This window comes from Ulvibacter sp. MAR_2010_11 (assembly GCF_002813135.1).
Lineage (GTDB): Bacteria > Bacteroidota > Bacteroidia > Flavobacteriales > Flavobacteriaceae > Altibacter.
In genome coordinates this window covers 2,042,042-2,056,972 of record NZ_PHTY01000001.1, presented here as the reverse complement: position 1 = coordinate 2,056,972, position 14,931 = coordinate 2,042,042, and the positions used below count along the sequence as shown (strand labels likewise).

The following is a 14,931-nucleotide window of genomic DNA, read 5'->3' as shown; positions in this document are numbered from 1 at the left end:
TTTATTCCTATTTTTAGATATGAAAAAAATTGTTGCTCTTTTATGCATTCTTCAATTCCTGGCTTGTGATACTGAGCCTACTTCTCCTTTGGACATTGCCCTAAAAAGCAAGCATCCGGCTATTAAAGAGGTTATGGAAGATCCTAACGGGTATGAAGTACAAATTCTTTATACACAAATCGACAAGGATTCAACAGGTGCCGTCACCTTTACCGATTATTCATTTCAATTGGATGCGGGTAATTATTTTTACCCTGCAAGTTCCGTAAAACTGCCCGTTGCAGTTTTAGCTGTTGAAAAACTAATTCACAATTTCGATAGCCTTACGCTGGACAGTCCGTATCGCATTGGTAATGATTCGGCTTTGCATACCGTTGGGGATGATATTCTAAAAATCTTCACCGTGAGCGATAATGAGGCATATAACAGACTGTATGAGTATTTAGGAAGGGATTATTGCAATAAAAGGCTAAGACGTTTGGGCTTATCCCCGGTTAGAATAACACATCGTCTGGATGTTGACAGTGCCGCGAACCAGAAACGAAAAACGCTTTTCTTCCCAAAGAAAGATACACTCCCGGTAGCATATAACAGCGACAAGGATGGCTCTATAGAAAAGACTATTTTAAAAGGAACACAGAAAGGAAAAAGTTTTATGAGAAATGATTCTCTCATTAAAAAACCAATGGATTTTTCCCAAAAAAATTACTTTCCGCTAAAAACGCAACATGACCTTTTAAAGAGGATATTCTTTGAAGACAATTTTTCAAAAGAGGAACAATTTGGATTAACCCCTTCAGCAAAAGAAACATTGACTACCGCAATGCGAACTTTGCCCAGAGAAGCCGGATACAACCAAAAGGAATTTTATGACAGTTACGGCAAGTTTTTCATTTTTGGAGATAGTAAAGACCCAATTCCCGATCATATAAAAATCTATAACAAGGTTGGGTATGCTTACGGTACTTTGACCGACACAGCTTATATTGTCGATGAAAAAGAAGGCGTGCAATTTTTACTTTCGGCAACCATATTGGTGAACAAAAACGGGATATTTAATGACGAAGTTTACGAGTATGAAACCATAGGGATCCCCTTCTTAGCCCAACTTGGGAGAGAGATATACAATTACGAACTTCGACGCAAAAAGTGATGAAAGTCCCTCAATTCGAAGCCAAGCATTCTCTTTTTGAAGAAAAGGTTAGGGAAAGTTTCAAGAAACAATTGTTCATGAAACATATAGGTGCAGAATTGATAGCAGTAAGACCCGGTTACTGCGAAATAAAGCTTCCATATGCTGAAGAATTAACTCAACAGCACGGTTTTTTTCATGCGGGAGTAGTTGCTACAATCGCCGACAACGCTTCAGGGTATGCTGCGTTTACACTTATGGAGGCTTCTTCCTCTATATTGACCGTCGAATTTAAAATCAATCTCATTGCTCCCGGCCAGGGAGATTTTTTACTGGCAAAAGCCGAAGTTCTTCACCGCGGAAGGACGATAACCTTATGCAATACTCGTGTTTTTTCAGTAACGAATGGCACTGAAAAATTAAGCGCTGTAGTACAGGCTTCCCTAATGCAACTCCACGACAGAGAGGACGGTAAGTAATCCTTTTCGAAATCAAGCACATAATTTAGTATCTTTATAAGTATCTAATTTTAAGAGATATGAAAAATTTCGATTGGACCAAATTTTCGCGAAAGTTGGCTATCGAGGCCAATATTCAATCCTTGTACGATGCCTGGATAATTCCTGCCGAATTGGAGCGTTGGTTTTTAAAGGATGCCGACTTTACCAATGCTGAAGGAAAGTCTATTTCCAAATCACAACGCATTAAAATAGGTGATACCTACAAATGGCAATGGCATCTTTGGGATGGTACTGAAGAAGGAAAGATTACCAAAGTAAATGGAAAAGATCATTTACAATTTACATTTGCCGGAAACTGTCTGGTGGATGTACATTTTGAAATATATGAAAAGGGAACCATAGTTTCTATTGCCCAATCCAACATCCCTACAGACGACGACTCTAAACAAAATATAAGGCTTGGATGTGATAACGGATGGTCATTTTATATAGTGAATTTAAAGTCGGTATACGAAGGTGGTTTAGACCTTCGCAATAAGGACCCGAAACTAAAACCTATGCTCAATAATTAACGATGAAGCACATTCGGAAATTTTTAATTATTCTAATCTCGTAGGTTTCTTCACATGTCACAGTCGCACAATCTAATAGTATCCCGGAGTGGTTTTTACAGGATTTAAAAGCGACATTGGGATTTGGGTGGCGATCAATGCTACCTATACTTCTGCCGAAGAACCCTACCAATCTTACGGAATGGAATGGACGTGGGGAATTGGACAAGCCAGTATTATTGGTCGACTATACGGAATTTTCGACGGAAAAGAAAGTGGTGATTTTTGGCAATTCAGACAGTATTGGGACAATGTGAACAATGTAGGGGTCCTTGTTCAGTTTGGGCACAATGGAATTACAGGAATTGGAACAGTATAGCCCCTTTCTGAAGAAATAATGGAATCTATTCAAACCTTTTCACTTACCGACGGACGAACATGGGAAGAACGACATGAATCTAGAATTACTGCTGAAAGTCTTATCACCACCTCCTTTGAAATGGATTGTGACGGCGTTTGGAAGGAAAAATAACTTATACCTGGCTAAGACAACCGTAAATCGTTCATTATAGAACGGATAGCGCTATTTTATAGTCGGAAAAAAAATAGTTAAACAAAATGTTAAGAACTATCCGCCAATCAAAAATTAATTTACATTTGATCTGTTTTTAAATCATTAGATGAACAAATACATTGTGGTAGACAATCCTAAAAACTGGGAGTTTTTAGGTGAAAATATACCTATCGTTTCTTCACAGGAATATCTTACCAATCCCGAATATTCTAAATTAAAAAAGGCTCGAATTTTTAACCTCTGCCGAAACTATTCGTATCAGTCAAAGGGATATTATGTTTCGCTCCTGGCGGAAGCCCGAGGGCATTTGCCTATTCCTACGATAAAAAACCTGGTAGACTTAAAGGCACCCAAACTCGTCCGGATTGTTTCGGAAGAGTTCGATGACCTCATTCAGCAAAGCTTAAAAGGAATAAAATCGCGAGAGTTTGTGCTAAGTGTATATTTCGGCCAGAACGTTGCGCTCAAGTACAAGGAACTGAGTGCCATGTTTCACAAACATTTTCAAATACCCTTTCTTCTTATAAAATTCAGCTATAGCAATCGCTGGAAAATACAGAGCATCCGTGCTATTTCGATCCTTGAAATTCCTGAAGAACACAAAAAAATTGCGCACGATTTTGCCCTTCAATATTTTTCAAAGAAACGATACGACACCCCGAAGCCTAATAAGGCCATATATGATCTGGCAATTTTAGTGGAAAAAGACGATCCGGCACCGCCTAGTAATTTAAAAGCAATTAAAAAATTTGTCGAAGTCGCCGAGAAACTCAATTTTTATGTAGAAGTTATAGGCCCGAAGGATTTATCACGCCTTTCGGCTTTCGATGCGTTACTTATTCGGCAAAGCACCGAAGTTCACAACGAAGCCTATGCGTTTGCCCGAAAGGCACAACAGGAAAATATTGCAATTGTGGATTATCCCGATGCCATTTTAAAATGCTGCAACAAGGTGTTTATGGCCGAAGCACTTGCAAATGCAGGTATTCCGGCTCCTAAAACAGTTATCATACACCAGGATAATATTATGGAAGCCCTAGAAGCTGTCAAATTACCCTGTGTGTTAAAAGCACCCGACTCTACCTTTTCCTTTGGCGTAAAAAAAGCAAAAACCGAAGAGGAGTACCAAAGTTTGGTAAAACATATGCTTCAGGAATCGGATCTTATTATTGCACAAGAATTTTGCCCTTCAGACTACGACTGGCGCATTGGTATATTAGATGGAAAGCCTTTATTCGCCTGTAGATATTATATGGCAAAAGGGCACTGGCAGATTTACAATTGGGACGCCGAGAAAAAGGACGATCAGGATGGAAATGCCGATTGTCTTGCGATAGAAGATGTTCCGAAGTCCATTTTGGAAACAGCGCTAAACACTGCTAAAATTATGGGTATGGGGTTGTATGGAATCGATATTAAAGAAGTAGACGGGAAGCCTCTGGTAATTGAAATAAACGACAACCCGAATATCGATTTTGGGGTTGAAGACGCATTTTACGGAGATTTGGTCTATTCGCGAATCATTGAAGCCTTGATTAAAAGACTGGAAGACAAATAGTATGGCATATCATCTTTTTGAAGTATTTGGTATCGAACTTGAATATATGGTGGTAACTACCACCGATTTGAAGGTCTCGCCTATTGTTGACAAATTACTTTCCGCTAAGCACGGATCAATTACCTCTGATGTTGACAATGGAGCGATAGAATGGAGCAACGAATTGGTGGCACATGTGGTGGAAATGAAAACCAATGGTCCAACCGATCAATTAGACTCGCTATCGGATGTTTTTCACAAAAATGTAGTTGAAATGAATCAACTGCTCGAAAAATTCGATGCCGTTTTACTTCCAACAGCCTCTCATCCTTTAATGGATCCCAAAACCGAAATGAAACTCTGGCAACACAGTTACAGCAAAATTTATGCGTTGTACAACCGGGTGTTCAACTGCAATGGGCATGGTTGGTCCAATGTGCAAAGCATGCATATTAATTTGCCGTTCTCAAATGATGTGGAATTTGAAAAATTACACGCCGCTATACGTGTGCTATTACCTATCATACCTGCTTTGAGCGCAAGCTCCCCTATTTTTGAAGGAAAGTTCACGGGGTTTAAGGATACAAGGATGGAAGTTTATAAAACCAATCAAAAAGAAATTCCGGCAATGACCGGGAAGGTAATTCCCGAGCAGGTTTTTACCAAAGAGGCGTATGACAAAAAAATATTCAATCCAATAAATAGTGCTATTAAACCGTATGATACCGAAAACATTCTGGATCATCATTTTTTAAACTCACGGGGCGCCATTGCCCGTTTCGACCGTAATGCCATTGAAATTAGGGTAATCGACATTCAGGAATGCCCTAAGGCTGATATTGCCATTGCAGTTCTGGTGATTGAAGTATTAAAAAAACTTGTCGCTGAAGCATATACATCATTAGAAGATCAAAAATCTTGGTACGAAGATGATTTGCTTGCCATTCTCAATTCTGTCATCAAAGATGGTGAAACCGCCCAAGTAGAGAATTTAGAATACGTAAAACTATTTGGATTGAATCATTACGCTACAGCCCAACAGATTTGGACAAAACTGTACAGGGATGTTTCCGCCAATATTTCTCAACAATACAGAGAAACAATGGAGATAATTTTACAAGAAGGAACACTCTCGACCAGGATTCTTTCGGCACTCGATGGGGATTTCAATGAAAACTCCATTAAAAGGGTATATCGAGAATTGGCAACCTGCTTGCAAAATAACAACCTATTTGTTCCATGAAACTGATACTATCCTGTGAACACGGTGGAAATGAAATTCCCGCGAAATACCTTCCATTATTTGAAGGTCAGGAGGCCTCGTTACAGACACACCGAGGCTACGACCCCGGAACTTTGGATCTTTTTGAGTATTTAAAGTCATTGGCTGTCTTTGGAAAAAGTAATGTGCTGAGCCGATTGCTTATTGAATGCAACCGATCGTTACATCATCCCAAATTATTTTCAGAAATTACTAAAGACTGTACACAAGAAACCAAAGATCAACTTATCGAAACCTATTACCTGCCGTATCGAAATGCTTTGGTAGAAGCCATAGAAAAAGAGATTCGTTCGAAAAATACAGTACTGCACATTTCGCTGCATTCTTTTACGCCTCAATTAAGCGGTAAAATTCGAAATAACGACATCGGATTGTTGTACGATTCTAAAAGAAAGGAGGAAAAGCAGTTTTGTGAAAAGTTGAAGCTTCAGCTGAAAACCGAAAATAAAAATCTGAAAATTCGCAATAACTATCCTTATTTAGGCAACGCAGATGGTTTCACGAGTTTTCTTCGGAAAAAATTTAAAAACAATTATATTGGAATCGAATTGGAAATAAATCAGGCGTTAGTTACAGAAAACAAATTTCCGAAGCAATTGAAATTACAATTAAAAAACACTCTAAGCCTGCTAATTAGCTGATTAATGTTAACTTTACAAACATTACAAATACCTGTATCCCATTTTTTATGATGAAAGAAATTGAAAACATAGAGCTTACTTTTTTAAGTGTTAATGATTACGAAGAACTGAAGAGTGCCATGATCCAATCGTATTCGAATATGGAAAACACGCATTGGTCCGAACTTCAAATCCAGCGACTTATAGAGGAGTTCCCGGAAGGACAGGTAACTATCAAAATCAATAACCAATTAGCGGGTTGCGCCTTGTCTATTATTTTGGATTACGACAAGTTTGACGAACATCACTCCTATGCCGAAATTACAGGAAATTACACCTTTAGTACCCATTCCAATGATGGCGATGTATTGTACGGCATCGATGTTTTTATAAAACCTGAATTTCGCGGAATGCGTCTCGGAAGACGGTTGTACGATTACAGAAAGGAACTTTGCGAACGACTTAATTTAAGAGGTGTGGCCTTTGGTGGCAGAATTCCGAATTATCACAAATATTCCGATACTTTATCTCCCAAAGAATACATTGCCAAGGTGAAAATGAAAGAAATCCATGATCCGGTGTTTAACTTTCAGATTTCCAACGATTTTCACCCATCAAAAATTCTAAAGAATTACCTCGAAGGCGATCATGCATCTAACGATTATGCTGTGCTGCTCGAGTGGGATAATATTTACTACGAAAAAAAGCCAAAAAAAGCAGCGACAGTTAAAAAAATTGTACGCCTGGGACTAATCCAGTGGCAAATGCGACCCTATAAAAACCTGGATGAATTAATGCAACAGGTAGAATTTTTTGTAGATGCCGTTTCCGGGTATCGATCTGATTTTGCACTTTTTCCTGAATTTTTTATGGCGCCGTTAATGGCAGAAAATAACCATATGGCGGTTCCGGAAGCGATTCGGGAACTCGCAAAGCACTCGGCAGCTATTGTCGAAAAATTTGCCGAATTATCCATCTCCTACAACATCAATATTATCTGTGGCAGTATGCCCGAAATCAGAGATGGAAAATTGTATAATGTAGGCTATTTGTGTCGCCGTGACGGAAGTCTGGAACGCTATGTGAAATTACACGTCACCCCGGATGAAGCCAAGGTTTGGGGCTTACAGGGTGGAAGTGAACTCAAGGTGTTTGATACCGATTGCGGAAAGATTGGCGTTCTAATTTGTTACGACTCCGAATTCCCTGAACTAAGTAGATTGTTAGCCGATGAAGGGATGGACATTTTATTTGTACCCTTCCTTACGGATACGCAAAACGGTTATTCGAGAGTGCGTCTTTGTGCACAAGCCAGAGCCATCGAAAACGAATGTTACGTCGCCATTGCGGGTAGTGTTGGGAACTTACCGAAGGTGGAAAATATGGACATGCAGTATGCACAGTCGATGGTATTTACCCCTTGCGACTTTGCCTTCCCTGCAACAGGAATAAAAGCCGAAGCAACTCCCAATACCGAAATGATACTAATTGCCGATGTAGACATCGATTTGTTGCGACAACTCAATCAATTTGGAGCTGTTCGTAATTTAAGAGACCGTAGGACAGATCTTTTTGAATTGAGAAAAAAATAGCCCTTATGAAACTCGACGTTAAAGTAAAAAATACTATTCAAAGGTCCGTTGAAGAGGTATTTGAAGCAATTGTCAACCCGGAGAAGTTAACCGGCTATTTTGTTTCTGCAACGAATGCGCGTATCACCGAAGGAGCCAAAATAAAATGGGAATTTGCAGATTACAACGTAACTGTAAATGTTGATGTGAAAGAGGTTGTCCTAAACCGAAAAATTGTATTTGATTGGTCTGCCAGCGGTGTTAAAGCTGAAGTGACACTTTCCTTTCATTCCGAAACAACTTCCAAAACAACACTGGAAATTACGGAGCGCACTTTTGAATTTTCGGAAGAAGGAGTTGCAAAGGCCATGCAACAAACGCAAGGTTGGACCGATTTTATCTGTTCGCTAAAAGCCTATTTGTATACAGGCATAAATCTGCGAAGTGGTAAGTATAATTAGAGTTTTGAAGCTTCGAGTTTGGCAGCTTCAAATTCGGTCATCATGTCTTTTACAATCTCTGCAGCAGGCTTTATATCGTGAATTAGTCCGGCAATTTGTCCAATTTCCAATTCTCCGTTTTCCAAATCACCTTCAAACATCCCGCGTTTTGCACGTGCTCGCCCCAATAATTCCTGAAGTGCCTCTTTAGTAGGATTGGTAGTGTACAATTGCATCACCTCTTCAAAAAACTTATTTTTCAGCATTCTTACAGGCGCCAACTCCTTCAAAGTAAGCAGGGTATCTCCTTCCTTTGCATCTACAACCAATTGTTTAAAAGCAAGGTGTGAGGAAGATTCTTCCGAAGCAACAAAACGGCTTCCAACCTGCACGCCATCGGCGCCTAGTACCATAGCAGCTAGCATTCCTTTTCCGGTTGCGATACCTCCTGCCGCGATCAAAGGGACGGAAATCTGCTCCTTCACCATTGGAATGAGCGTAAAAGTGGTAGTCTCTTCACGGCCGTTGTGACCTCCGGCTTCAAAGCCTTCTGCGACAACAGCATCCACCCCGGCTTCTTGTGCTTTTAATGCAAATTTTACACTGCTCACCACATGCACCACCGTGATGCCGTGTGCTTTTAGTTGAGCCGTATATGTTTTAGGATTTCCTGCCGAAGTAAAAACAATTCCAACTTTTTCTTCGACAATTATTTTGATGATTTTATCGATATCGGGGTATAGCATGGGAACATTTACCCCAAAAGGCTTGTCGGTCGCATTTTTACATTTAATAATGTGCTCCCTAAGCACTTCGGGATACATTGAGCCTGCGCCTAATAAACCCAATCCACCTGCGTTGCTAACAGCGCTTGCGAGTCGCCAGCCACTGTTCCATATCATTCCCGCCTGAATGATTGGATATTGAATGTTAAATAGTTCCGTAATTCGGTTTTGCACTACCTCTTTACAATTTTATAGCTGTTGGTTTTGTTGTTCGATTCAATACTGGCAATATAAATTCCCGATTTTAAATTGACAACGTTCAGCACATTATTTGTTGGAGTGATTTCGCTTGAAAGCACTTTTTCTCCTAAGACGTTGTATATTGCTATACGAGCTGTTGTAACATCTTTGGGAAAGGAAATGTTTAATCTATCTAGAACCGGATTAGGGTATAACGCAAACTGAGATTCGAGCATTTCTTCTTCAATACCCAAGGTAATCACTGCATTGTAGGCATCTTCAAAATTAGGAATCCCGTACCCCATCTGGTTTGTTGGGTTGTTATATAAATTGGCTGATTCCCGAATAATTTGCATGATTTGATAATTACGCAATTCGGGGCGTGCCTGCCATAAACTGGCAACTGCGCCTGCCATGATAGGCGAGCTGAAGGAAGTTCCGTTGTTAAAGTCTACATTTCCGTTTTGATCTACCACGGCAGCATCCTGTCCTTGTGCCATTACATCGGGTTTTATTCGACCGTCGACAGTAGGACCTATAGAACTGAAAGAAGCATAATTCCCCGCCGGGGTTACAGCGCCAATTGTTAAGATTCCAACGGCATCACCCGGGGTACCAACAGTTGGGAAACTACTATTTCCTCCATTTCCGGCAGAGGTAACCAAAAGCATACCTTTATCAAAGGCGTGATTAGCTCCTCTCGCTGCAATAGTTGTAAGCCCATCAAGATCGGCATAGGTATGATCGTAATTTGAATTGTCATAGGCCCGATATCCCAACGAAGTATTTATCACATCTACACCCAGACTATCGGCGCGTTCCAATGCTTCCACCCACCAGGCTTCCTCAACCGGGTTTTCGGATGGACCGTATTCGGTTCGGAATAAATAAAAAGAAGCTTCGGGAGCAGTTCCCACAAATTCATCTAGCAGAAAAGCGCCAATGTCACTAAAGGTTCGCGATCCGTGTGATCCTGTACCGTCTACATTTACTTGTCTTTCAGCAAAATCATAGGTTCCCAGTAATCTGTTTTCACTAATTACATCGGCAAATGCCGGATTAGTCGTCACATTCGGGAATCCGCTGTCCATAACTGCTACTATCATACCTCCACCGGTAAAGTCCTGTTCGTGAACGTAGTCTATGGCAATCATTTCTGTCTGATTGGCAGCAGCCCCATAATTATATATGGTTCTCGTTGATTGATTTTCGAAAGCAAATTTATCTTCTGTAGGGAAAGGATTTGGAAAAAGATTTAAACTCTTATCGGCAAACTCAACATCGGTGACAAAAGCTAAATTTAAAAGATTTTCTATATCGCTTTGTGAGCCACGCACATAAACACAATTCATCCATTTTGACTTGGCATAAACCGAAATTCCTGTGGCGTTTTTAACCTGAGTAATATAATTTTCATTTACAGGCACATCGCGTTCGTCTATTGGCGTGTCGTGCAATGCCTTGCGGTCAATAGCCTCCTGGGTCATAATTGTAATTGGATTGGCTATTGATGCCGCTACATCCTCTTTGTCGGCAAAAAACACAAGTGCATCCTGTGTTTGAGCATAAGATTGTTGTAACGTCAAAATGACAAGGAGAAATAGTAATTTTTTCATAGTATTTTTTTTAAGCAATCACACCACTTCCCAACAATTCTTCGTTGAGATACCAGGCAACAAACTGACCTTCAGTGATTGCAGATTGCGGGTTATCAAATATAACATAAAGTCCCGAATTGGTTCTATGTAAGGTTGCATTTTCCAAAGGTTGTCTATATCGAATACGGGCTTTAACCTGCATAGTTTCATCTTCCTCTAATGAAAGATCTTCACGTATCCAGTGTATTTCTTCTTGGTGTACAAACAATCCCGATCTATACAGTCCTGGATGACTCTTACCCTGGCCTGTATAAATTACGTTTTCATTTACATCGGTGTCGATAACAAATAAGGGCTCCTGAGTGCCCCCCACGGCCAGGCCTTTGCGTTGTCCCTTTGTAAAATAATGCGCCCCTTGATGTTTTCCGATTACTTTCCCGTCGTCCATGGAATAGACCGGTTTTTCAGAAATATATTTTAGTTTTTCCTCTTCGGAATTGAATTCAGGTACTTTTTTTTCATATGCTGAAAAATCTGCAGGAACTTCAACTATTACACCTTCTTTGGGTGCCAATTGTTGTTGTAAAAAATCGGGGAGTCTCACTTTTCCGATAAAACACAAACCTTGTGAGTCGCGCTTTTCGGCGGTAATCAATCCTTGTTCTGAAGCAATTTTACGCACTTCGGGCTTTAGTAATTCTCCCACGGGAAATAATGTTTTTGCTAACTGTTCCTGAGACAATTGACACAAAAAATAACTCTGATCTTTGTTAGAATCTTTCCCGGAAAGCAATTGATATACCTCTTTACCGTCTTTCTGAAGGATTCCTTTTCGGCAATAATGACCGGTCGCCACGAAATCGGCTCCCAGTTCCATTGCAATTTTCATAAATACATCGAACTTAATCTCACGATTACACAACACATCGGGGTTGGGAGTACGCCCCATTTTGTATTCGTAAAACATATAATCTACAATACGTTCTTTGTATTGCTCACTTAAATCGACCGTTTGAAAAGGGATTCCTAATTTTTGAGCCACTAACATGGCGTCGTTACTATCTTCTAACCAGGGACACTCTTTAGAAATAGTCACAGAATCGTCGTGCCAGTTTTTCATAAATAAGCCTATTACATCATAGCCCTGTTCCTGCAACAAATAGGCAGCAACACTGGAGTCTACTCCTCCACTCAATCCTACAACAACTCTTTTTTTCATGGTGTTTTTTACACTGCAAAATTACAACAATACCTACTATCCTAGAAACCTAATTTGCTTTCTTTAAAGGTTTTGGGTACGTTTCTTCAAATTCAAGTTTTCCGTTTTTGAAATATTTCCACAAGCCGTGTTTTTGTCCGTCCTTATAAAATCCTTCAATCACAACATTTCCATGTGCGTCGAAATAAGTTGCTTCACCTTGCAATTGATCGTTGCGATATTTTAGTTTTTTTATGAGAACACCTTCGGGCGAATAGAAATTGTTTTCACCTTCCATGATTCCGTTTTTATAGGTTTGTTCTTCGGTGATTTTACCATTGGTGTAATATGTAATTTTCTTCCCATCCAGTTTTCCGTCGACATAATTTTCGCGGGTCATTACCTCATTCGATTTTTTGTGATAATACACCCACTCGCCTTCTCTATCTTTTTCGTCCATTTTCCCTTCGCTCACCAACTTTCCTTTTATGGTATAATATTTTACGTAAGCAAATTTATCGCCCGATTTGTACTCTTTAACAGCCGTGGGTTTGTCACCACATTCTTCACAGTAAAATTTGAAGGTCCCGACTTCTTTCCCGTGTTCGAAGGAACCTTCGTACCGAAGTTGTTTCGTTCCCGGAAAGTATTTTTTCCAAATACCGTGACGTTTCCCCTGAGCATCGTTTTGATTGATGTCGTTTTGAGAAAGCAATACCGAACAAGTCAGCATCGCAGTGAAGAACATAAAATGTGATATTCGCATAGGTGTAAGGTTTCTTTTAAAAACGAATTATTTTTAATTCTATTGAATTGAGTTATTTCTTAATCAAAAAAAGTACCAAATCGAAACAAAGAGTATGTTTAAAAAATAAAAATAAGTTGGCTTGTCCGGTCGAGCCTTGCCTACCGGCAGGCAGGCGCAGTCGAGACCTAATTGACAGTCACCAACTTGTAGTTCTCGACAGAGTTTATCTTGACCTACGTCGAAAGACCGAACAGACATTAAAACCAGCACTTTAGAAAGTTTCGCTTATTTTTTACCGGCTTTCTTCTGTTGCTCGGCCTGCTCCATCATTTCGGCCATTTTACGTTGAAAACGATTCTGTTTTTTCGGTTTTGCCTTGTTCACCTGAATCTTTGCATGAATTTTGTCCTCATCGATTATAAAATTCTTAATGATCAGCATAATACCGATGGTAATTAGGTTGGAAACAAAATAATACAAAGACAGTCCACTCGCATAGTTGTTAAAGAATACCAACATGAAAAGCGGTGATATGTACATCAAAATCTTCATATTAGGCATTCCCGGTTGCGGAGTTTGCATACTCTGCCCCATGGTCATAGTCATATACCAAAAGATTGCCAGCGATGCCAAAATTGGAAACAGACTTATATGGTCCCCATAAAATGGAATGTGCGGAATCTCGGCTATGGTATCGTAACTGGACAGATCTTCTGCCCAAAGGAAACTTTTCTGTCTTAGATCGAATGCTGTAGGGAAAAATGTAAATAAGGCATAGAACACCGGAATTTGTAAAAGAGCGGGTAAACAACCCTTTAACGGACTCGCACCTGCAATATTTTGCAGCTTCAGCGTTTCCTGTTGCTGCTTCATTTTGTTGTCCTTGTACTTCTCACGGATCTCGTCGAGTTCGGGTTTCAATACCTTCATCTTGGCCTGTGCGAGATACTGTTTGTATTGAACCGGTGAAAGTGCAAGTTTTATTAAGATTGTTAAAACAATGATTGCAATTCCCGCAGGTAGGAAATCACTCAGGAAACTGAACAATGGAATAATAATGTATTTGTTTATCATTCCAAAAATTCCCCAACCCAATGGCATGGCTTCGTCCAGATTACGATCGTATTCTTTAAAAATCTGATAGTCGGTGGGCCCGTAATACATATTCATGTTATATGCAAGGTCTCCGCCTTTAGACTCCAGTAACATTCTTGCACTGTATTGCTTTGTATAAACTGTATCGATCTCTTCATCTATCACCAAATCGACCGAGGCCAATTTCACTTCTTTAAAAGGTGTATCGGTTAATAACATGGAGCTAAAGAAATGCTGACGGAAATTCATCCATGTTACGCCGGTTTCAGTCTCTTCATCGTCGCCGGACGGACTTAATTTCGAGTGATCATCTCCGTTTTCGTATTCGTAGGTTAGGCGTGAATATCTGTTTTCATAGGTGATGCTTTTTGCATGACGATATCCTTTCAGCCCCCAATCCAGATACATGGGTTGACCTGTGTTTATAACATCATTTAAGCCTTGCGTTCTAATTGTAAACCCAAGCATATAATCGTTGGGCAGCATTTCATAGCGATATTCAATAAAGGCATTTGCTGAAGTCTTAAGTCGCATGGTTAAGACACTGTTCTCACCATTTTTGGTCAAACTTGGTTCAAAGAACAGGTCTTTGGTGTTGAGCGTTCTGTTTTCTGAAGCAAATTGAAGATTCAGCGAAGCACTGTTATCTTTAATCAAATACACAGGCTCACCGGTGTACATGGTATGTTCCTTGAGTTTCGCCTCAGTTATATATCCACCTTTGTTGCTAACTGTAAGAATAAGGACTTCGTTTTCCAACACCGTGGTTGCATCGGTTGCTGAAGGTAGCGTCCCGGAATAAGCAAAAGAACCCAATTGGTTCTTCAATTTATCCAGTGCCAGAGAATCGGATGGACTGGCGGCTGTAATTTCGTTCACGCCCTCCAGAGAGGTTGTGTCTACTGAAGTTGTTTTGTCTGAAGCCGTTTTATCCGCATTGACAACCTGTTCGGTCTTGGTTTTTTCAGCTTCAGTTTCTTCGGGAGTTGGCTTCTGAATGTAGAGCATCCAGATTAAAATTCCTCCAATCAGTAAAAACCCAATCAACGAGTTCTTGTCAAATTTCTTTTGTTCCATATTTTATTGGTGCTTCCGAAGCATTTTCAGAAGTAGTTAATTTATGTTGTCAATCTTTAATCAATTATCCGACCTTTCTTTA

15 protein-coding genes are annotated in these 14,931 nt (G+C 39.9%); 10 read left to right on the top strand and 5 right to left on the bottom strand.

From position 1 onward, the window contains the following. The first annotated feature begins 19 nt into the window (after positions 1-19). The 10 genes from ATE92_RS09370 (at position 20) to ATE92_RS09330 (ending at position 8,189) form a co-directional block, all read left to right on the top strand. Positions 20-1,153: a serine hydrolase gene (locus ATE92_RS09370; RefSeq protein ID WP_100803455.1), complete on the top strand. Its 1,134-nt coding sequence runs from the start codon at positions 20-22 to the stop codon at positions 1,151-1,153. Positions 1,154-1,230: 77 nt separating this feature from the next. After that, positions 1,231-1,611 (top strand): PaaI family thioesterase, encoded by a 381-nt coding sequence (locus ATE92_RS09365; protein ID WP_232729143.1) that lies wholly within the window; start codon positions 1,231-1,233, stop codon positions 1,609-1,611. A 59-nt stretch (positions 1,612-1,670) separates the two neighbouring features. After that, positions 1,671-2,165 carry an SRPBCC domain-containing protein gene (locus ATE92_RS09360; protein WP_100803453.1) on the top strand — a complete coding sequence of 165 codons (495 nt, stop codon included), beginning with the start codon at positions 1,671-1,673 and terminating at the stop codon, positions 2,163-2,165. Between the two features lie 88 nt (positions 2,166-2,253). Next, positions 2,254-2,523: a hypothetical protein gene (locus ATE92_RS09355; RefSeq protein WP_157809603.1), complete on the top strand. Its 270-nt coding sequence runs from the start codon at positions 2,254-2,256 to the stop codon at positions 2,521-2,523. An 18-nt stretch (positions 2,524-2,541) separates the two neighbouring features. Next, positions 2,542-2,676: a hypothetical protein gene (locus ATE92_RS14225; protein ID WP_255396943.1), complete on the top strand. Its 135-nt coding sequence runs from the start codon at positions 2,542-2,544 to the stop codon at positions 2,674-2,676. Positions 2,677-2,824: 148 nt separating this feature from the next. Next, positions 2,825-4,276 (top strand): RimK family protein, encoded by a 1,452-nt coding sequence (locus ATE92_RS09350; RefSeq protein WP_100803451.1) that lies wholly within the window; start codon positions 2,825-2,827, stop codon positions 4,274-4,276. A 1-nt stretch (position 4,277) separates the two neighbouring features. Beyond that, positions 4,278-5,498, top strand: coding sequence for a glutamate-cysteine ligase family protein (locus ATE92_RS09345; RefSeq protein WP_100803450.1), 1,221 nt, complete (start codon positions 4,278-4,280; stop codon positions 5,496-5,498). Then, positions 5,495-6,178, top strand: coding sequence for an N-formylglutamate amidohydrolase (locus tag ATE92_RS09340; RefSeq protein ID WP_100803449.1), 684 nt, complete (start codon positions 5,495-5,497; stop codon positions 6,176-6,178). The genes ATE92_RS09345 and ATE92_RS09340 overlap by 4 nt, the downstream gene beginning before the upstream one ends. Positions 6,179-6,225: 47 nt before the next feature. Next, positions 6,226-7,749, top strand: a complete 1,524-nt coding sequence (locus tag ATE92_RS09335) for a bifunctional GNAT family N-acetyltransferase/carbon-nitrogen hydrolase family protein (protein ID WP_100803448.1) — start codon at positions 6,226-6,228, stop codon at positions 7,747-7,749. Positions 7,750-7,754: 5 nt separating this feature from the next. Then, the gene (locus ATE92_RS09330) at positions 7,755-8,189 is read left to right on the top strand and encodes an SRPBCC domain-containing protein (protein WP_100803447.1); all 435 of its coding nucleotides are present in this window, start codon (positions 7,755-7,757) and stop codon (positions 8,187-8,189) included. Here ATE92_RS09330 and ATE92_RS09325 read toward each other — a convergent pair. From ATE92_RS09325 to yidC, 5 genes are all read right to left on the bottom strand, one after another. Beyond that, positions 8,186-9,127, bottom strand: coding sequence for a nitronate monooxygenase family protein (locus tag ATE92_RS09325; RefSeq protein WP_100803446.1), 942 nt, complete (start codon positions 9,125-9,127; stop codon positions 8,186-8,188). The genes ATE92_RS09330 and ATE92_RS09325 overlap by 4 nt on opposite strands. After that, positions 9,127-10,749 (bottom strand): S8 family serine peptidase, encoded by a 1,623-nt coding sequence (locus tag ATE92_RS09320; RefSeq protein ID WP_100804405.1) that lies wholly within the window; start codon positions 10,747-10,749, stop codon positions 9,127-9,129. The genes ATE92_RS09325 and ATE92_RS09320 overlap by 1 nt, the downstream gene beginning before the upstream one ends. A 10-nt stretch (positions 10,750-10,759) precedes the next feature. After that, positions 10,760-11,950: a tRNA 2-thiouridine(34) synthase MnmA gene (mnmA, locus tag ATE92_RS09315; RefSeq protein WP_100803445.1), complete on the bottom strand. Its 1,191-nt coding sequence runs from the start codon at positions 11,948-11,950 to the stop codon at positions 10,760-10,762. Between the two features lie 49 nt (positions 11,951-11,999). After that, entirely contained in the window at positions 12,000-12,695 is a 696-nt protein-coding gene (locus tag ATE92_RS09310; protein ID WP_100803444.1) for a toxin-antitoxin system YwqK family antitoxin, read from the bottom strand. 267 nt (positions 12,696-12,962) lie between these two features. Next, on the bottom strand, positions 12,963-14,849 hold the full coding sequence (yidC, locus tag ATE92_RS09305; RefSeq protein WP_100803443.1) for a membrane protein insertase YidC: 1,887 nt from the start codon (positions 14,847-14,849) through the stop codon (positions 12,963-12,965). Positions 14,850-14,931 lie beyond the last annotated feature (82 nt).

Coding starts and splice junctions, on each gene's coding strand:
- ATE92_RS14225 (WP_255396943.1), top strand. CDS start 2,542: ATGGAATCTATTCAAACCTTTTCACTTACCGACGGACGAACATGGGAA.
- ATE92_RS09365 (WP_232729143.1), top strand. CDS start 1,231: ATGAAACATATAGGTGCAGAATTGATAGCAGTAAGACCCGGTTACTGC.
- ATE92_RS09335 (WP_100803448.1), top strand. CDS start 6,226: ATGATGAAAGAAATTGAAAACATAGAGCTTACTTTTTTAAGTGTTAAT.
- ATE92_RS09340 (WP_100803449.1), top strand. CDS start 5,495: ATGAAACTGATACTATCCTGTGAACACGGTGGAAATGAAATTCCCGCG.
- ATE92_RS09370 (WP_100803455.1), top strand. CDS start 20: ATGAAAAAAATTGTTGCTCTTTTATGCATTCTTCAATTCCTGGCTTGT.
- ATE92_RS09360 (WP_100803453.1), top strand. CDS start 1,671: ATGAAAAATTTCGATTGGACCAAATTTTCGCGAAAGTTGGCTATCGAG.
- yidC (WP_100803443.1), bottom strand. CDS start 14,849: ATGGAACAAAAGAAATTTGACAAGAACTCGTTGATTGGGTTTTTACTG.
- mnmA (WP_100803445.1), bottom strand. CDS start 11,950: ATGAAAAAAAGAGTTGTTGTAGGATTGAGTGGAGGAGTAGACTCCAGT.
- ATE92_RS09350 (WP_100803451.1), top strand. CDS start 2,825: ATGAACAAATACATTGTGGTAGACAATCCTAAAAACTGGGAGTTTTTA.
- ATE92_RS09345 (WP_100803450.1), top strand. CDS start 4,278: ATGGCATATCATCTTTTTGAAGTATTTGGTATCGAACTTGAATATATG.
- ATE92_RS09330 (WP_100803447.1), top strand. CDS start 7,755: ATGAAACTCGACGTTAAAGTAAAAAATACTATTCAAAGGTCCGTTGAA.
- ATE92_RS09310 (WP_100803444.1), bottom strand. CDS start 12,695: ATGCGAATATCACATTTTATGTTCTTCACTGCGATGCTGACTTGTTCG.
- ATE92_RS09320 (WP_100804405.1), bottom strand. CDS start 10,749: ATGAAAAAATTACTATTTCTCCTTGTCATTTTGACGTTACAACAATCT.